This is a genomic window from Neisseria sicca, from assembly GCF_017753665.1.
Taxonomy (GTDB): domain Bacteria; phylum Pseudomonadota; class Gammaproteobacteria; order Burkholderiales; family Neisseriaceae; genus Neisseria; species Neisseria flava.
Map to the genome: position 1 here is coordinate 1,664,460 of NZ_CP072524.1, position 18,455 is coordinate 1,682,914.

Below are 18,455 nucleotides of genomic sequence, written 5' to 3' on the forward strand. Positions count from 1 at the left end.
ACCTTAAAGTACCAAAGGTCGTCTGAAAACGGGAAAACACATCAGGCAACTTTGCCTTTTTTGTCTTTCAGTATGAAGATGAGTGCGGTCATGACGACGCCGGTTGCGAAAAAGCCCAGCCAAGCCGATTGCGTCATGCCCAACACGAGGTAGCCTGCCGCTGCCGCGCCTGCAACGGTCAAGGCGTAAGGCAGTTGCGATGTAACGTGGTCGATATGGTTGCAATGCGCACCGGTGGAAGACAGAATGGTGGTGTCGGAAATGGGCGAACAGTGGTCGCCGCACACCGCGCCTGCCATCACGGCGGACATACACGGGATAACCAACGATGCATCGACTTTGACTGCCATCGCGGCGGCAATCGGCAGCATAATGCCAAACGTTCCCCAGCTTGTACCTGTGGCAAACGCCATCACGCTGGCAAGCAGGAAGAGGATGACGGGCAGGAAGCCGGGATGGATATTGTCTGCAACCAGCGTGGAGAGGTAGTCGCCGGTGTGCATTTCGCTGACGACGGTGCTGATGAGCCAGGCAAGAATCAGGATGGTAATCGCGCCGAACATCGAAGATATGCCCTGACGGACGGCTTTGGGATAGTCGGCGGCCTTGATGGTGCCGAGTGTGCAGAGGACGACGGCGAGTACGCCGCAAGTACCGCCGAACACCAGCGAAGTGTTTACATCGGTATTTTCAAACGCACCCAAAATGCTGAAGGTTTCGCTTGCCTGCGCGCCTGTGTAAATCATGGCGGAAACGGTGGATGCGATCAACACCAAAACAGGGATAATCAGCGCGTAAACCCTGCCTTTGGGGCCGTCAGAGCCGGTGGATTCGTCATGAGTTTCCTGCAATGCCGCTTTTTCAAGGCGCGCCATCGAGCCGATGTCGAAAGAAAACCAAGCGACGACAAACACCATGATCAGGGCGAACAGGGCATAATAATTCATCAGGCTCATGGCGACGAACACACCCATCGGCGTGTATCCGGTGATGTGGTAGGTAACGAGCAGACCTGCCAGCGTGGCGATAATCGATGCGCCCCAGCTTGAAACCGGCATCAGTACGCACATCGGCGCGGCGGTAGAATCAAGGATATACGCGAGTTTGGCGCGGGAAACTTTGAATTTGTCGGTAACGGGGCGGGCAATCGCACCGACGGCGAGGCTGTGGAAATAGTCGTCGATAAAGGTAACGAATACGAGGCAGGCAGTCAGCATTTTTGCGCCGCGCCGCCCTTTGATGTGTTGCTTCGCCCAATCGGCAAACGCCTGATTGCTGCCCGAAAAAGTTAAAAGAGAAGTGAAAATACCGAGCAACAATAAGAAAATCAGGATTTTAGGTTTTCCCAGCGACCAATCGCCGTCTGCCCAAGCCAGTCCGACCACCATGTCTTTCAGGTGTGTCAGTCCGTCAATCGGGCTGCCGCCGACCAAAAAGGCAACGCCGACCAAAATACCGATGCCCAAAGACAACAGCACGCGGCGGGTAATGACGGCAAGCGCCAATGCCAAAAACGGCGGCACGACGGATAAAAACGAATGTGAATAATCAATCAGGTGCATAATATTTTTATTAATAGGAAGTCAATCGGAGCGGAACGTTTTCAGACGACCTTTGAATGCGATTGTTGACAAAGCCAAAAGAGCAAAACCATCAAAAAACAAACAAATCAATCAGTTGCTAAAATTACAAAATACCCGCCACCTTAGGATGGCGGGTATTCTATCATTGAATGGCGCTTGCGTTGCACCTTATTGCAGGGTCAGGGCGAGGAAAAGCGTATTGCCGTCGCGCTGAACCAGCAGCGGTACATTTTTGCCCGCGCCTGCCAACGCGCTGCGGAAGCTCGATTCGTCGTTGACGCTGATTTGACTGACGGCGAGGATTTCGTCGCCGCGTTTGAGTCCGGCACGTTCCGCCGCGCCGCTGACGCGGGAAACAATCAGACGGCTTTTGCCTGCACCTTCATCGACGCGCAGGGTCAGTCCCGTATTATCGACGGTAAAGCCGTCCGCCGGATTTGCCGACTGCGGCTGCTCGGTAGCGCGAGAAGACGTTTCGTTCTGCTCCGCCATGCTGCCGAGTTTGACTTTCACATTGATTTTCTCGCCTTTGCGCCATACTTCCAGCGAAACTTCCTTACCCGGCAGCATCGAGCCGACCATGACCGGCAAATCGCTGGACACGCGCACTTCTTCGCCGTTGACGCTGCGGACGATGTCGCCCACTTGCAATCCTGCCTGCATGGCAGGGCTGTTCGGCATCACTTTGGCAATCAACGCGCCGCTGGCTTTGTCCAAACCGAACGATTTCGCCAGATCGTAAGACACTTCCTGAATAATCACGCCCAACTGACCGCGCTGAACCTTACCGCTGGTTTTCAACTGCTCGGCAACGTTCATCGCCACATCAATCGGAATCGCGAAAGAAATGCCCATAAATCCGCCGCTGCGGCTGTAAATTTGGGAGTTGATGCCGACCACCTGACCTTTCAGGTTAAACAGCGGACCGCCGGAGTTACCCGGATTGATGGCAACGTCGGTTTGGATGAAAGGCGTGTAGCTTTCGTTCGGCAGACTGCGGCCTTTGGCGGACACGATGCCCGAAGTAACGCTGTTGTCAAAGCCGAACGGCGCGCCGATGGCGGCAACCCACTCGCCCGGTTTCAAATCTTTCGGATTGCCGATTTTGACGACGGGCAATTCTTCCGAAGCTTCAATTTTCAACAGCGCGACATCGGATTGCGTATCCGAACCGATCAGTTTGGCAGTATATTCGCGCTTATCGTTGAGCAGGACTTTGATATTGCCCATGCCGGCGACGACGTGGGCATTGGTCAGGATATAGCCGTCTTTACTGATGATAAAGCCGGAGCCGAAATTCAAATCATCGTCGGCAGATTGGTCTTCCGGCATATCGGGCATATTCGGAACAAGGCGTTTGAAAAACTCGTAAAACGGGTCGTTGTCCGGAAACTGGCTCAAGTCCATGCCCTGCTCTTCAGACTGCCCGCTGCCTGCGGCACGTCCGGCGGGGGACGCTTGGATATTGACCACCGCCTGACCTTCGTTTTGCACCAATTGTGCGAAATCGGGCAGCAGCATACCGACGCTGCCGTCATTTTTGGAGGGTTCGATTCTCTGTACGAATTCTTCGCTTTTACTCTCGCCGCCGAAGAAGCTGCTGATTTTGTCGCAGCCGCCCAAAGCCAGCGCAGAAGCCGTTACCAAAGCAAAGTATCTGTATTTTTTCATTTTTTCGCGCACCGCGTTTCCTTTTCCGAATAACGGATTATGTTCTTGCATCTTAAAAAACCGGGGTCGTCTGAAACTTTTATCGTTTTCCAACCCGATAAGGTCGAATTTTACCTTTTGCCCGTATTTTTTCAAGCATTTCATTTTAAATAAAAAAATGCCGTCAGAAATTTTAACCTAATGGGAAGGTTGTTTTGTTGATTGTTTACAATTTATCAACGTTTACATCAACTTCGCACCATACTCGCATAAATCATTAATCATACATTTCCCACATTGCGGCTTCTGCGCCTTACAGGTGTAGCGTCCGTGCAAAATCAGCCAATGATGCGCATCCATCAAAAACTCTTTCGGCACAAAGCGCATCAGCTTGTCTTCCACCTCGCGCACATCCTTGCCCGGCGCGATTTTGGTACGGTTGGACACTCTGAAGATATGCGTATCGACCGCCATGACGGGATGGCCGAACGCCGTGTTTAACACCACGTTTGCCGTCTTGCGCCCTACGCCCGGCAACGATTCCAAAGCCTCGCGGTCTTCCGGCACTTCACCGTTGTATTTTTCCAGCAGGATGCGGCAGGTCTGCATGATGTGTTTGGACTTGGTTTTATAAAGCCCGATGGTTTTCGTGTACTCCATCACGCCGTCCAAACCCAAATCCAACATCGCCTGCGGCGTATTGGCAACCGGAAACAGCTTTGCCGTCGCCTTATTCACGCCCACGTCGGTCGCCTGCGCCGACAGCAAAACGGCAATCAAAAGCTCGAAGGGTGAATTGAAATGAAGCTCGGTGGTCGGATGGGGATTGGCAGCGCGGAAACGCTCGAAAATTTCTTGGCGGATCTGTTTGTTCATGGGGATATGGGTAGGATTTGTGTGTGTGTCTTTATCGTTTGCCCGATTATAACGCAAAAGGTCGTCTGAAAACGCCAACCGCTTTTTCAGACGGCCACTTAATATTCCCGGATCCCTATTCTTACGTTATATTCCATCCCTTTTAAAAATGAAGGTCGTCTGAAAATATGTTGGGCAAACTGGATACTTGGCTGATGGAACACCCGAAACGGGATGATTTGCACGGCTGGCGGCGTTTTGCGGTCGAATTTTGGTTTTTCGGACTGAAAGAAGCGCGCGCCTGTTTGTTTGCAGGTTTGTTTTTCATCGCCATGTTTCTGATTCCGAAAACAGGCTGGCTGGGGATTTCACGCTATGACCTGCTGCTGATTTTTGCAGTCTCCGTACAGGTTGCGATGCTGTATTTCAAGCTGGAAACGTGGGACGAAGTGAAATCGATTACGCTTTTTCACTTGGTGGGCTTTGCTTTGGAGTGGTTCAAAACATCGGGCGACATCCAGTCTTGGAGCTATCCGGACGAGGCATACACCAAAATCGGCGGCGTGCCGCTGTTTGCAGGCTTTATGTATGCGGCGGTCGGCAGCTACATCATTCAGGCTTGGCGGCTCTTTAATATCAGAATCAAAAGCCATCCGCCGTATTGGTTGAGCACATTGTGCGCGCTGGCAATTTACGTCAATTTTTTCACTCATCACTATCTCGGCGACTACCGCTGGTATCTCGCCGCATTCGCGCTCGGGCTTTATGCGCGGACAACGGTTTTATACACGCCCTATGACACTACCCGAAAAATGCCGCTCCTGCTGTCTTTCGTCCTAATCGGTTTTTTCATTTGGCTGGCGGAAAACTTAGGGACTTTGTTCGGCGTTTGGCGTTATCCCAACCAAATCGGCGCATGGGCATCGGTACACATCAGCAAATGGAGTTCGTGGGCTTTGCTGGTGATGATGACGTTTACCATCGTGGCGAATTTAAAACACGTCAAACACACCATCAGCGTTTCTAAAGATTAATGTTCGATACTGCAAAAAGGTCGTCTGAAAATGCCTCTTCCGCTTTTTCAGACGACCCCTTCCCTATTCCGCTTACGCTTCCTGCGCGTCCACATCCACCGACCATCGGATTTTGCCGTCGCGGTTTTGCTGCAACACCTGCACCCACAAACTCACGGCGCGGTGTAAATCCTGTCGGGATGTTGATTCGAGGAAGATTTGTGCGCGTTCGCGTTCGGCGAGGCGCACCATCAGCATTGGGGCCGCGCCGAACTGGGAAACGCTTTCGGGCAACAGCGGGGCGAGGGTTTCTTTGGCGGCGTTGAGAAACTCCATCGCATCGGCAACGCGCGGCGCGTCGGCTCGGACGGCAGTCTGAAAACCGAAGGGCGGCATGGCGAACATTTGCCGCTCGTTCAATTCGTTTTCGGCAAACACGGCGTAGTCCTGCGCTTTGACGGCGGCAAAGACGGGATGTTCGGGCAGTTGTGTCTGTATCAACACCTTGCCGGGTTTATCGGCGCGCCCCGCCCTGCCGGACACCTGCATCAGCTCGGCAAACAGCCTTTCCGGCGCGCGAAAGTCCGCGCTGTACAGGCTGCCGTCGGCGTTCAATACGATAACGAGGTTAAGCCGCGCGAAATCATGACCTTTGGCGAGCATCTGCGTGCCGACCAGAATGTCGATTTCGTTGTCGGCGATACGGCGGTACAAATCCGCCCAGTCGTTTTTGTGCGCCGTGCTGTCCCTGTCGACGCGGACGACGGCTGCCTTGGGCAGGAAGGCGCGCAGGGTTTCTTCGACGCGCTGCGTGCCGTGTCCGACGGCGGTCAGGTCTTGGTTGCCGCAGTCGGGGCATTTGAACGGGATGGGTTCGCGGTGATCGCAGTGGTGGCAGCGCAGTTGGCGGGCGCGTTGGTGCAACACCATTTTGGCGGAGCAGTTCGGGCAGCCGAAGGTATGGCCGCAGTCGCCGCAAAATAACGCGGGTGCGAAACCGCGACGGTTGAGGTACACCAGCGACATGCCGCCTGCTTCAAAATTCTGTTTCAAAAGCTGCAAGGCTTGCGGCGAGAAGCCGTTGTCGAGTTTCAGACGACCTACGTTGAGGATGTCCACTTGCGGCAGTTGCGCGGCGGTATGGGCGCGTTCGGTCAGTTGCAGCAGGCGGTACGCGCCGCTTTGCGCCTTGTGCCAGCTCTCCAAGCTGGGCGTGGCGCTGCCCAACACGACAGGGCAGCCGCTCTGCTTCGCTCGCCACACCGCCAAATCGCGGGCGTGGTAGCGCAATTCGTTGTCCTGTTTGAACGAGCCGTCGTGTTCCTCATCGACCACAATCAGCCCGACATCAGGCAAAGGCGTGAACACCGCCAGCCGCGTGCCAATCACCAGCTTCGCCTGCCCCAACATCGCGCGCAGATAATCCTGCGTGCGCCTGCCTGCCGCCATCTGGCTGTGCAACACGGCGGTCGGTACGTCGGCAAACCGGTTTTCCACCCGCTTCAAAAGCTGCGGCGTGAGGTTGATTTCTGGCAACAGAAACAACACCTGCCGCCCCTGCGCCAACACTTTCGCCATCGCATCGAAATACACTTCGGTCTTGCCGCTGCCGGTGATGCCGTACAGCAGAAACGGTTGAAAACTGCCGAAGGTCGTCTGAATTTCATCGGAAGCCTTCTGTTGGTTGGCGTTGAGCTGAAATTCAGACGACCTTAAAACGGGTTTCGCCGCTTCCGCAGTTTCAATCCAACCCTGCTCCGCCCAATCCTCAATCAATTTCGCCGCCTGCGCGTTCACCTGCTTCAACGCCGCCATCGTCATTCCGCCCGACAGCAGCGCGCTCCACAAAGCCGCTTTTTTGTTGAACCGCGCCGGCGGCGGAATTTGCGCCCTGCCCGCTTCGTTCAGCGCGTAAAACAACGGCGGCTGCGGCATTTCCACCGCGCGCGTTTCCTTCAAACCCTGCGGCAGCGCGGCAAACACCGCCTGCCCCGTCGGATAGTGGTAATAACGCGACGTAAACGAGAGCAAATCACGCCAGTTTTCAGGCAGCGGCGGCTCGTCCGAAAAGGCCGTCTGAACACCCAAAATCCGCGCCGCGTCCATATCGGGCGCAATATCCGTTTCCCACACAATCCCGACCACGGTTTTGTTGCGGAAAGGCACAAGCACCCGCGTTCCCTGCGGCAGCCGCTCGGAATGGGAATAAGTCAAAAGGCCGTCTGAAAGCGGCACGTTTACGGCGATACGGTGGTAGTTCATACAGGCAGACAAATCGTTTTTTTGCGTATTTTAACAGCCGAAAGCTATTTTCAGACGATAAATTGAGCCTCAATACAATGCAGGCATGACAGAGGTTTGATACAATGCGGTTTTCTTGACACACGCCTATACTTAAAAATGAAAACCAAATTAATCAAAATCTTAGCCCCCATCGCTCTGATCTCACTGACCGCGTGCGGGCAAACCCCCGTTTCACAGGCAAATGCAGCGCCCTCTTCAGCCGCCAAGCCCGCCGCCCCCGTACAAGGCAAAGTCGGCGAAGCCTTGAAAGCCCGCCTCGAAAAAATTTACGAATCCCAAGGCCTGAAAGTCATCAGCGTCAGCGAAACCCCTATTCAAGGCATTTATGAAGTCGTTGTCAGCGGCAAACAAATCATTTACACCGATGCCAAAGGCGACTATATGTTCGTCGGCGATCTCATCGACGTCAACACGCGCAAAAGCCTGACCGACGAACGCGCCGCCGATTTGAACAAAATCGACTTCGCCACCCTGCCTTTAGACAAAGCCATCAAAGAAGTGCGCGGCAACGGCAGCCTGAAAGTCGCCGTCTTCTCCGACCCCGACTGCCCGTACTGCAAACGCTTGGAACACGAGTTTGAAAAAATGACCGACATCACGATTTACAACTTCATGATGCCGATTCCAAGCCTGCACCCCGATGCCGCGCGTAAAGCCGAAATCCTGTGGTGCCAGCCCAACCCGACCCAAGCCTGGACCGACTGGATGCGCAAAGGCAAATTCCCGAGCGGCAAAACCAATTGCGACAACCCCGTTGCCGAAACCACTTCTTTGGGCGAACAATTCGGCTTCAACGGCACACCTACCCTCGTTTTCCCGAACGGCCGCAGCCAAAGCGGATACAGCCCCATGCCGCATCTAAAAGAAATTATCGAGAAAAACCAGAAATAAGGTTGCCTGCCCTACGACAAAGGTCGTCTGAAAACCTCTACATAAGGTTTTCAGACGACCTTTGTCTTTGATTATCGGCTTGTTTATCGGACGAATCCCGTTATTTCACCTTAGTCGCCATCAGCGTATGCAACCGGCGGTTGTCGGCGCGGGCAACGGTGAACTGCAAGCCGCCGATAACGACTTTCTCGCCGCGCACGGGCAGGTGTCCCAATTCCTGAATGACCAGCCCGCCGATGCTGTCGGCTTCTTCGCTGCTGTAATCCGTACCGAAAAAGGCATTGATGTCTTCGATTTCGGTTACAGCATTGATACGCCAGCGTTCGGTGGAAACGGCGTGGATGTTGTCCGCGCTTTCGTCTTCATCAAACTCGTCTTCGATGTCGCCGACGATTTGCTCGATGATGTCTTCAAAGGTTACCAAACCTGATGTGCCGCCGTATTCGTCGATGACGATTGCCATGTGGTTGCGCTGCTCGCGGAATTCTTTCAAAAGCGCGTTCAGCGATTTGCCTTCGGGTACGAAAACGGCGGGACGAAGGATGGATTTGAGGTTGAACTGCTCGGGATTGAACATGTATTTGAGCAGGTCTTTGGCGTGCAGGATGCCGAGGACTTCGTCTTTGTCTTCGCCGATGACGGGGAAGCGGGAATGGGCGGTTTCGATGACGTAGGCGGTGATGCGCTCGATGCTGTCGTTTTCTTTCAAAACGTTCATATGGCTGCGGGTAATCATGGCATCGCGCACTTCCAAGTCGGAAAAGTCGAGGACTTTTTCCAGCCGCAAAAGTGTATCCGCGTCAAACACTTCCTGCTCGTGCGCCTGCCGCAGCAGGCTGAGTACGTCTTCGGCGGAATCAGGCTCGCCGGCAATTCGGGAAATCAAACGTTCGAAAAATGTCGGTTTCGACTGGGTGTCGTCCATTTCAGTATTCGTCCTCTTGGTAGGGGTTGGGATAACCTGCCGCCTGCATCAGGCGGATTTCGAGTGCCTCCATTGCTTCTGCCTCGGCCTCTTCGATGTGGTCGTAGCCCATCAGATGCAGCGTGCCGTGCATGGTCAGGTGGGCAAAATGCTGCTCGGCGGTTTTGCCCTGCTCAGCGGCTTCTTTTAACACGACTTGCGGGCAGATGATCAAATCGCCGCAGAGGTCGTCTGAAACTTGATCGGGCAGAATTTCGCCTTCGTTCAAGGCAAAACTCAACACATTGGTGGCGTAGTCTTTGCCGCGGTAATCGCGGTTGTAGGCGCGGGCTTCTTCTTCGTCCAGAAGAATCAAGCTGATGTCGGCGCGACGGTATTCGTTTTTCAACGCCGCCCATGCCCAGCGATAGAAATCGCGTTCGCTCGGAAGATTGGCGGCGGTTGAGGCGTTTTCAAAATTCAGGCAGAAACGTTGCCGCTGCAACGATAAGAAGGGATATTTTTTGGCGCGCTTCATGCTGTAAGGCTGTTGGTTTAAAATGTTTTTAGAGAATAAGTTTTATTTTACGGCAGTATGCACTACCATCATGCCAGTACACATTATAATTTATTTCCTTGCAACAGATATAGTTTAACGGCTTTTCCGACAGCTTCTCAGCGGAATACCTTTCAACCACGGTAATTTCAAATGAACAAATTTCTTTTCCCCATACTGATTGCCCTGACCGCCTGTTCCCCGCAAAACAAAATCGAAACATCGACCGCCAAACCGGCAGAAGTGAAAGTAGGAAAAAACAGCGGCGATACGGTCAAAATGACAGGAACAGTCCATTATTCGCTCGAACAGGCAGAATTTACCGCCGACGGAAAAACCTATTTCCTCAACGGCGGCGACAGCCTGATGGACCAAGTAGAAAAGAACCGCCTGAGTTCCGGCTCATATAACGTTACCCTGAACAATGTCTGCATTCTGGGAAAAGTGCTGACCAAAGAACAAAACCAAGGCAACGGATTTGGTCCTTTGGGCAAGTACAGTCAAGCAGTTACCGTAGAAAGTTTGTGTTAGACTGTCGAACTTCCCGCCCCATGAATTAGAAAATCAGAAACAGCAAATGAACCCGAAAAAACTCGTTATCGCCAGCCGTGAAAGCCTGCTTGCCATGTGGCAGGCAAAACATATCCAAGGTCGTCTGAAAACCCTGTATCCCGACTGCGAAGTCGAAATCTTGGGCATGACCACGCGCGGCGACCAGATTTTGGACAAAACCCTGTCGAAAATCGGCGGCAAAGGCCTGTTTATCAAAGAGCTGGAACAAGCCTTGCAGGACGGACGCGCCGATTTGGCAGTGCATTCGATTAAAGACGTGCCGATGGACTTGCCCGAAGGCTTCGCCCTTGCCGCCATCGGTGAGCGCGCCAATCCGTTTGACGCATTCGTATCCAACCAATACGCACGTTTGGAAGAAATGCCCAAAGGCGCCGTCGTCGGCACATCCAGCCTGCGCCGCGAAGCCCAGTTGCGCGCCCGCTATCCGCACTTAGTCATCAAACCCCTGCGCGGCAACGTGCAAACCCGCCTGTCCAAACTTGACAACGGCGAATACGATGCCATCATCCTCGCCGCCGCCGGATTGCAGCGTTTGGAACTGGACGAACGCATCCGCCTGATTCTCTCCGAAGCCGACAGCCTGCCCGCCGCCGGACAAGGCGCGTTGGGCATCGAAATCGCCGCACACCGCACCGACCTTTTGGACGTCTTGAAACCCTTAAACCACGACGTCACACACGCCTGCGTGACCGCCGAACGCGCCCTCGCCCGCGCTTTGGGCGGAAGCTGCCAAGTGCCGCTTGCCGCGTATTGCACCGAAGAAGACGGACTGCTCACCCTGCGCGGACTGGTCGGACACCCCGACGGCTCGGTAATCTTGCAGGCAGACGCGCAAGCCCCCGCCGCCTACGCCGACGCGCTTGGACGCGCAGTCGCCAAAAAGCTGGCGGACGACGGCGCGCAAGAATTGATTGAAGCCGTTTTGAAAGAACAAGCCGAATAAATCGGTTCGCAAGAAAAGGTCGTCTGAAAAACGTTTTCAGACGACCTTTTGCCATTCGCCGTCAAACTTGAAAGACGGCGCAAATAAGCGCAAAATGTTAACAAGTTAACCTATGAAGCGCGCAGCTTCCTTCTTTCCGACATCAAACAAACCTGCTGAAAAAGATTGGAAAACAAATGAGTAAAAAACTCCACCCGCAGACGCTCGCCATACGCGGCAGCAAAGAGCAAACCGAATACCGCGAACACAATCAGGCATTGTTCCTCACCAGCAGCTTCATGTGGGACAACGCCCAACACGCCGCCGATTTGTTTTCTAAAAAAATCAAAGGGTTCACTTATACCCGTACTGCCAATCCGACCACAGCCGCCTTTGAAAAACGCATTGCCGCCTTAGAAGGCGCGGAACGCGCGGTCACCACTTCGACCGGCATGTCCGCGATTCAGGCGGCGTTTTTCACCTTCCTGCAGACGGGCGACCATGTGATTTCCAGCCGCAGTCTGTTCGGCACGACCGTCGGCTTTATTAATAACATCGTCACCAAATTCGGCATCGAAGTGAGCCATGTGTCGCCGACCGATGTGGACGAATGGAAAGCCGCCGTCAAAGCCAACACCAAACTACTGTTTTTGGAAACACCGTCCAACCCCTTGGGCGAAGTGGCCGACTTGGAAGCCTTGGCGGAATTGGCGCACAGCATCGGCGCGCTTTTGGTGGTGGACAACAGCCTGCTGTCGCCCGTCGGCTCGCAGCCTTTGAAACACGGCGCGGATATTTCCGTTTCCTCCGCAACCAAATCCATCGACGGACACGGACGTGTGATGGGCGGCGTGTTGGCAGGTTCGGAAGAACTGATGACGCAGGTCGCCATGTATTGCAACTCTTGCGGGCTGGCGATGTCGCCGTTTAACGCATGGCAGTTGTTGAGCGGCGTAGAAACCCTGTCGCTGCGTTTGGAAAAACAGTTCGACAACGCTCTGAAAATCGCGCAATGGCTGCGGACACAGCCGCAAGTCCAAGCCGTGTACTACACCGGATTGCCCGACCATCCGCAGGCGGAGCTTATCCGCAAACAGCAAAACGGCGGCGGTATCGTGGTGGGTTTTGAAGTCGCTGACCAAGAAGCCGCGTGGAAAGTCGTCGATAGCGTCGAACTCTTCTCCCGTACCGCCAACCTCGGCGACGTGCGCTCGACCATTACCCACCCGTGGACAACCACACACGGCAGAATGCAGCCCGAAGAAAAACTCGCCGCCAATATCCGCCCCGGACTGGTTCGCCTGTCCGTCGGCTTGGAATACGTCGATGACTTGATCGACGATTTGAAACAGGCGTTGGCGCGTTAAGCCAAACGCCCGACGGACGGTATTTACCTGAGCCATTACATTTCAGACGACCTCTTGGCGTTTCAAAGGTCGTCTGAAAACATTAAAATACACACAACATCAAATAAGGAAATCGATTATGAGTGAAGCGGAATTTTCCGATTGGGCGATGAAAATCTGCCTGACCGGACTGGTTATCTTCTTGGGCTTTATCGTCTGGAACTTGGGTAAGGAATCCAAGGCAGGCAAATTCGGCATCGCGATTTTGTTCCTGGTCTTGGGCTTGGGCGTGTTCGGCTTTATTTTCAAAGAGGTGCTGATTAAATTCATCGCCCTGCCTTGAGTAGGTAAACAAAGAAGAATAAGGGAAAGGTCGTCTGAAAGAGCCCGTATCCGGGGTTTTCAGACAACCTTTGCATTTTGACAGCAAAGTTTAAGGTAGGAGTTTGGTACATCATTAAAGTATTACTGCCCGGAATTTGGCATGGCAAAGTCAATCAGATGGGTGAAGAAATGTTGATACCCATAAATACATGGCAACTTCAATAGAAAATCTCCTTACCGCTATTCCTGATTTGAATTCACGCCATATTTAGCAACGATGCCCGACAAAGCAGGCAGATGAAACTTTGGTAACAAGCGCATCAATTAAGCTGAAATCGCGGGCAAAGCATTAAAAGATAAAAAATAAACCCTTACTTTTTAGTAAGGGTTTATTAAGAATTTGGCACGCCCACGGGGAATCGAACCCCGGTTACCGCCGTGAAAGGGCGATGTCCTAACCGCTAGACGATGGGCGCGGATAAATAATGTTTTTTGGCGCACCCGGAGCGATTCGAACGCCCGACCCTCTGGTTCGTAGCCAGATACTCTATCCAACTGAGCTACGGGTGCATTTTCATCACTTCGCTTCTGCGCTGTGAATCAAGAAGACCGAATATTATAGAAACCTTTCCCTATTGTCCAGCCTTTAAATTCAATTTTCCCAGATAAAACATTAACATTTTGAAAATTAAAGAAATTAAATTACCTTAAAATCCCGGTTCCAGACAAATCCTGAGCCATTTTGGCGGCGGCATTGTCTGTCATACCGCCGACAAAATCTAAAATTTTCATATATGCCTGATACAGGCTGTCCGTTTCAAGTATGGGATTATGGTTTTTCAGAAGATCCAAGATTAAAGATTGGCGGACATCTAATTTCCGCTCAACCAGCAAGGCATGGGCAGCAGGGACAAACAAATCGAGTATCGACCCTAAGCACGGGAAAGTGGCAATTTCGGTCATCAGTTTGGTACGGTGGCGAAAGATGCGCGTGCGTGCGAGTTCTTTGGCTTTTTCCAAAGTGTTTTGGACCTGCGGGCTACACAAGGAAATCAAGTCTTTTCCTTTAAATTCGCCGCTTAATAAATCGGATTGGTGTTTCATGAAGGTTTGCGCGGCATCTTCGATGGCTTTGCCTATGGCAATGCCGCGCAGCATGGCGCAACGTTGGCGGCTGGATTGGGCATGCCATGTGCTTTCTTCAAAGGTCAGCTCAGACAAGACGCTTTCGACTTCGGTATCGGTCAGCAACTCAAGCTCCACTGCATCTTCCAAATCCAGCAATGCGTAACAGATATCGTCTGAAGCCTCCATCAGGTATGACAGCGGATGGCGTACCCATTGGTCGCAGCCTGCTTCGAGCAACCCCAACTCTGCTGCAACTCGGCGGATAAACGGCAGCTCGGTTTGATAAATATTGAATTTGGAACGCCCGCGCGGACCTTGGCTTGTCCACGGATATTTTATCAATGCGCCGATTGATGCCGCACTCAAACGCATCCCGCCCGCATCGGGATACATTTCCAAATTGGCGACAATGCGCAGACTGTGGGCATTGCCTTCGTAAGTTTGCACGTCGCTCAATTCGGCTTCGTTCAGCGATGTCAGAAAGCGGAGATTTTTTTCCTTTCTGAACCAATGGCGCAATGCGTCCTCACCCGTGTGCCCGAACGGAGGGTTACCCAAATCATGCGCCAAACAGGCGACTTGGACGACAGCGCCAATATCGCCCGGAGTATTGTTTTCAGGCAGGAATCCGCCGGCTTGCAACATGACACCGACGCGGTTACCCAAACTGCGTCCGACGCTGGCGACTTCGACACTATGTGTCAGCCGGTTGTGCGTCAGGTCATGTTCGGCAAGCGGGTGGACTTGGGTTTTCCTGCCCAACCGCCTGAATGCGCCGGAAAACACGACTCTATCGTAATCAATGTGGAAATCGGTACGCAGGGCATCGATACCCTCTTGTGTGGACGGCGTAACCGTAGGGATAATTTCGCCGTTTTTCGCACGGAAGCGTTGCGGGGAAAGCAGTTGGGACCAAGTCATTGCCATTGGGGTAATCCTGTTTGCGGTTGATTGAATATTTTTCAGGCGTTTTCAGACGACCTTTTAGGACGAGGATTGAAGGAACCGTGCTGCTCCCCGGTTCGCCAAAGCGTCCGCCTTTTCGTTTTCGGAATGCCCCGCGTGGCCTTTCACCCATGTCCACTGTAATTCGTGTTTATGCGACAAGGCATCGAGTTCTTTCCACAAATCGTCGTTTTTCACCGGTTTTTTGGCGGCGGTTTTCCAGCCGTTTTTCTTCCAGCCGTGTATCCAACCTTCCATACCGTTTTTGACGTATTGCGAGTCGGTACAAATCACGACGCGGCACGGTCGTTTGAGCGCCTTCAACCCTTCTATGACGGCGGTCAGCTCCATTCGGTTGTTCGTGGTTTCAGCCTCACCGCCGCACAATTCTTTTTCATGATTTCGGTAGCGCATCAATACGCCCCAGCCCCCAGCTCCCGGATTGCCTTTGCAGGCTCCGTCTGTATAAAGGTAAACGGTATCATCCATATATCGGTTTGTTTTGCAATTTGCACAATAAAGGCATTCATCTTATCACAAGGTTTGAATCCGCCAAGCGGCTTTGCCCCAAACAGGCATATAATATGCACCTTATCGAAAACAGATTGGAAGGACCGACAATGGATGGACAAATGGAACTTTTTTGCTATAAGGAACTGCCGGTTTGGCAGGCAGACGGGATTCCCGACGCGCTGCGGGCGGGTCATGCGTTTGACGAAGGGGAATGGGCTTGCCTGAACGTATTGCAAGGTCGTCTGAAATATTCGGAAGCAGACCATGCAACAAACACCGAGCTGACTGCCGAAGACGGCGATCAGATGATTGCGCCGCAGCAACAGTTTACGATCGAGCCTTTGACGGACGACGCGGAAATCAAGCTCTCGCTTTATTGCGCGGCAAAGGATTATTTCAATAAGAAATACGGCATGAGCGCGACCCATTCGGCAGTAGTGGCGGCTGAAAATATCGTTCCTGCGGGCAAGGCTTTGGATATGGGCTGCGGTCAGGGGCGCAATGCGCTGTTTTTAGGTTTGAAGGGATTCGATGTAACCGCCGTGGACAACAATCCGCAGGCGGTGCAAAACGTCAACGAGTTGGCGCGTATCGAAGGCTTGGACGTGCGGGCGTTGGAATATGATTTGAATGCCGCCAACCTTCAAGACCATTTCGACTATATCGTAGCGACGGTTGTGTTTATGTTCCTGCAACCGCGCTTTGTGCCTCAAGTGATTGCCGATATGCAGGCGCACACCAACCCCGGCGGCTACAACCTGATTGTTTCGGCGATGGACACCGAAGACTTCCCCTGCCCCATGCCTTTCCCGTTTAAATTCAAAGAAGGCGAGTTGCGCGAATACTACCGCGACTGGGAGATTGCCGAATACAAGGAAGAACTCGGCGCGATGCACGCGAAAGACGCGGCGGGCAATCCAATACAGTTTAAGTTTGTCACTATGTTGGCGAAAAAGCCTGAAGCGTAAACGAACAGGGTCGTCTGAAAGGTTTTCAGACAACCTTTTGATATCCGCTTTGTTACGGCGCTTTGAACTTTTCCTACCTGCAATCCGACCGGCAACCTCAAATCCGGATTGTGTCGGATAGAAGCGGTTTCCACCCAAACATGCCTTATCGTCAACTTCAAAAACAAAAAGGTCGTCTGAAATCTTTCAGACGACCTTTTATAATCAAATAATCAGTTGCTCAACACATCCACACCTTTGGGCGGGGTGAACTTAAATGCGCCGCGCGAGAGGTTGGGCTTGGTGTTCAAGCCGCCGAAGCTGATAGAGGTTTGGTTGCCGAAGCTGTCTTTCAGCTGCATGGCGGCGAGGTTGTCGCCTTTGAAGCCGATGCGGATGTATTGGTAGCCGGCGTTGTTTTTCTTAGGCGTTGCCAAGACGTAGTCGATGCCGTTGGACGAGCCGTCTTCTTTGAGGGAATAGCTGCTGTCAAGGGCGGTTTTGTTGGAGAGGATGGCAGCGGGGCTGTCGCCGATGGTTTGGTCTTGGGCGGACTTGGTCACTTGCGCCAAATCAACGTCGTAGAGCCAAATGGTTTGACCGTCGCCTACGATGGTTTGTTTGTAGGGCTTGGTGTATTCCCATTTGAAGAGGCCCGGACGCAGGATTTTGAAAGTACCGTGTGCGGTTTGGGTTTTCTTTTTGCCTTGGACGGTTTGGGTGAAGCTGCCGCTGATACCGTCGGCGTCATTGTTGAATTTTTTGAGTGCATCTACTGCGCCTGCCTGCGCGAAACCGATGGTTGCGGTCAGGGCAGAAGCAGCGAGAAGTTTGAACAGGTTGTGTTGTTTCATCATTATTTTTCCTTGTTGGAAGGGGTGTGGCGCCCAGTATCGATGTTACAAAATAACAATGCAAGCCGCTTATGGGCGGTTTACATTTTGCAAACAGTGTTTTCCGAGGGCTAATTTTTTGAAGCTGCGGGATTTTTTCCTGCGGAAAAGACAATCGGGTTTCACACTTCTTTAATGTATGCCGATTGTGCAAACTGTGGTATTTAATGGTTTTTGACGCGCAACGCCAAATTGTAAAGATTATATTCCTTATATTGTTTTTTTTAAACGCTATAATATTTGTTTTCCGAAAAACGGCGGACTTGGAATGAAACCTGATATCTATGCGTTGCTGGAACTTGCCCTGCTTTCAGACGACCCCGATGAAAAAGGACGGCTGACGGATGAGGCGTTTGCCGCCGTTCAGAACATAGACGGTGCTGAAGCAAACGCTGCGCCGTTGGACTTCCGCCACGCGGGACGGCCGCCGAAGCCTGTTTTGGTCGCGCCGTCGCAACTGACGCCGCGCAAGATGAACACGACCGAAGGCTATGCGGCGATGCTGCACGCGATTGCGCATATCGAGTTCAACGCCATCAATCTGGCTTTGGACGCGGCATACCGTTTCCGCACGCTGCCGTTTCAGTTTGTGCGCGACTGGGTACGGGTGGCGAAGGAAGAGGTGTACCACTTCCGCCTGATGCGCGAAAGGCTGCGCGCTTTCAGTTTCGATTACGGCGATTTCGAGGCGCACAACCATTTGTGGGACATGGCGTATAAAACCGCCTACGATCCGCTGCTGCGCATGGCATTGGTGCCGCGCGTATTGGAAGCGCGCGGGCTGGACGTTACGCCGGGGATACGCGCGAAGGTGGAGCAGCGCGGCGATTCGGAAACCTGCGGCGTGTTGGACATCATTTACCGCGACGAAGTGGGCCATGTCGCCATTGGCAACCATTGGTATCAATACCTCTGCCGCGAACGCGGCTTGGAACCTGTCGCCCTGTTCCGCGGTCTGATTGCCCGTTACGATATGTTTATCTTCCGCGGCTATGTGAACATCGAAGCGCGCGAAAAAGCAGGCTTCAGCCGCTTCGAGCTGGATATGTTGGAAGATTTCGAGCAGGGTTTGAAACAAGGCAAAAAGGTCGTCTGAAAACCCCGAATC

At 52.9% G+C, this 18,455-nt stretch carries 17 protein-coding genes and 2 tRNA genes; 8 read left to right on the forward strand and 11 right to left on the reverse strand.

The window, feature by feature from the left end; translation table 11 throughout:
• Positions 1-41: 41 nt before the first annotated feature.
• From J7445_RS07800 to nth, 3 genes are all read right to left on the reverse strand, one after another.
• On the reverse strand, positions 42-1,562 hold the full coding sequence (locus J7445_RS07800; RefSeq protein WP_209282921.1) for a Na+/H+ antiporter NhaC family protein: 1,521 nt from the start codon (positions 1,560-1,562) through the stop codon (positions 42-44).
• A 189-nt stretch (positions 1,563-1,751) separates the two neighbouring features.
• The gene (locus J7445_RS07805) at positions 1,752-3,254 is read right to left on the reverse strand and encodes a DegQ family serine endoprotease (RefSeq protein ID WP_425326065.1); all 1,503 of its coding nucleotides are present in this window, start codon (positions 3,252-3,254) and stop codon (positions 1,752-1,754) included.
• Between the two features lie 222 nt (positions 3,255-3,476).
• Complete coding sequence (gene nth, locus J7445_RS07810; RefSeq protein WP_019269879.1) at positions 3,477-4,109, reverse strand: endonuclease III; 633 nt, start codon at positions 4,107-4,109, stop codon at positions 3,477-3,479.
• 167 nt (positions 4,110-4,276) lie between these two features.
• Between nth and J7445_RS07815 the strand changes: the two genes are divergently transcribed.
• Complete coding sequence (locus J7445_RS07815; protein WP_049226234.1) at positions 4,277-5,122, forward strand: DUF817 domain-containing protein; 846 nt, start codon at positions 4,277-4,279, stop codon at positions 5,120-5,122.
• Between the two features lie 72 nt (positions 5,123-5,194).
• Here J7445_RS07815 and J7445_RS07820 read toward each other — a convergent pair whose 3' ends face one another.
• Positions 5,195-7,363 (reverse strand): primosomal protein N', encoded by a 2,169-nt coding sequence (locus J7445_RS07820; RefSeq protein ID WP_209282923.1) that lies wholly within the window; start codon positions 7,361-7,363, stop codon positions 5,195-5,197.
• Between the two features lie 138 nt (positions 7,364-7,501).
• Between J7445_RS07820 and J7445_RS07825 the strand changes: the two genes are divergently transcribed.
• Positions 7,502-8,296, forward strand: a complete 795-nt coding sequence (locus tag J7445_RS07825) for a DsbC family protein (RefSeq protein WP_209282924.1) — start codon at positions 7,502-7,504, stop codon at positions 8,294-8,296.
• Positions 8,297-8,396: 100 nt separating this feature from the next.
• On the opposite strand, the gene J7445_RS07830 is transcribed toward J7445_RS07825, so the two are convergent.
• Both J7445_RS07830 and ybeY read right to left on the reverse strand, forming a co-directional pair.
• Positions 8,397-9,221: a CorC family transporter gene (locus J7445_RS07830; protein WP_209282925.1), complete on the reverse strand. Its 825-nt coding sequence runs from the start codon at positions 9,219-9,221 to the stop codon at positions 8,397-8,399.
• Between the two features lies 1 nt (position 9,222).
• Positions 9,223-9,738 (reverse strand): rRNA maturation RNase YbeY, encoded by a 516-nt coding sequence (ybeY, locus tag J7445_RS07835; protein ID WP_209282926.1) that lies wholly within the window; start codon positions 9,736-9,738, stop codon positions 9,223-9,225.
• Positions 9,739-9,909: 171 nt separating this feature from the next.
• Here ybeY and J7445_RS07840 point away from each other — a divergent pair, with 171 nt between their 5' ends.
• The 4 genes from J7445_RS07840 (at position 9,910) to J7445_RS07855 (ending at position 12,940) form a co-directional block, all read left to right on the forward strand.
• The gene (locus J7445_RS07840) at positions 9,910-10,287 is read left to right on the forward strand and encodes a hypothetical protein (protein WP_209282927.1); all 378 of its coding nucleotides are present in this window, start codon (positions 9,910-9,912) and stop codon (positions 10,285-10,287) included.
• Between the two features lie 46 nt (positions 10,288-10,333).
• The gene (gene hemC, locus J7445_RS07845; protein ID WP_209282928.1) at positions 10,334-11,272 is read left to right on the forward strand and encodes a hydroxymethylbilane synthase; all 939 of its coding nucleotides are present in this window, start codon (positions 10,334-10,336) and stop codon (positions 11,270-11,272) included.
• 176 nt (positions 11,273-11,448) lie between these two features.
• The gene (gene metZ / locus J7445_RS07850) at positions 11,449-12,618 is read left to right on the forward strand and encodes an O-succinylhomoserine sulfhydrylase (RefSeq protein ID WP_209282929.1); all 1,170 of its coding nucleotides are present in this window, start codon (positions 11,449-11,451) and stop codon (positions 12,616-12,618) included.
• Positions 12,619-12,736: 118 nt separating this feature from the next.
• Positions 12,737-12,940 (forward strand): DUF2788 domain-containing protein, encoded by a 204-nt coding sequence (locus J7445_RS07855; RefSeq protein WP_003768561.1) that lies wholly within the window; start codon positions 12,737-12,739, stop codon positions 12,938-12,940.
• 382 nt (positions 12,941-13,322) lie between these two features.
• On the opposite strand, the gene J7445_RS07860 is transcribed toward J7445_RS07855, so the two are convergent.
• The 4 genes from J7445_RS07860 to rnhA all read right to left on the reverse strand — a co-directional run bounded on the left by J7445_RS07860 (position 13,323) and on the right by rnhA (position 15,483).
• A tRNA-Glu gene (locus tag J7445_RS07860) sits at positions 13,323-13,397 on the reverse strand.
• Positions 13,398-13,414: 17 nt separating this feature from the next.
• Positions 13,415-13,491 (reverse strand) — tRNA-Arg (locus J7445_RS07865).
• Positions 13,492-13,623: 132 nt separating this feature from the next.
• Positions 13,624-14,976: a deoxyguanosinetriphosphate triphosphohydrolase gene (locus tag J7445_RS07870; protein WP_070656193.1), complete on the reverse strand. Its 1,353-nt coding sequence runs from the start codon at positions 14,974-14,976 to the stop codon at positions 13,624-13,626.
• A gap of 57 nt (positions 14,977-15,033) precedes the next feature.
• On the reverse strand, positions 15,034-15,483 hold the full coding sequence (gene rnhA / locus J7445_RS07875; protein WP_070656195.1) for a ribonuclease HI: 450 nt from the start codon (positions 15,481-15,483) through the stop codon (positions 15,034-15,036).
• A gap of 131 nt (positions 15,484-15,614) precedes the next feature.
• On the opposite strand from rnhA, the gene tehB reads away from it, so the two are divergent.
• On the forward strand, positions 15,615-16,475 hold the full coding sequence (tehB, locus tag J7445_RS07880; protein ID WP_209282930.1) for an SAM-dependent methyltransferase TehB: 861 nt from the start codon (positions 15,615-15,617) through the stop codon (positions 16,473-16,475).
• 212 nt (positions 16,476-16,687) lie between these two features.
• On the opposite strand, the gene lolA is transcribed toward tehB, so the two are convergent.
• The gene (gene lolA, locus J7445_RS07885) at positions 16,688-17,311 is read right to left on the reverse strand and encodes an outer membrane lipoprotein periplasmic chaperone LolA (protein ID WP_049229426.1); all 624 of its coding nucleotides are present in this window, start codon (positions 17,309-17,311) and stop codon (positions 16,688-16,690) included.
• 304 nt (positions 17,312-17,615) lie between these two features.
• Here lolA and J7445_RS07890 point away from each other — a divergent pair, with 304 nt between their 5' ends.
• Positions 17,616-18,443, forward strand: a complete 828-nt coding sequence (locus J7445_RS07890; RefSeq protein ID WP_209282931.1) for a ferritin-like domain-containing protein — start codon at positions 17,616-17,618, stop codon at positions 18,441-18,443.
• The last annotated feature ends 12 nt before the right edge of the window (positions 18,444-18,455 follow it).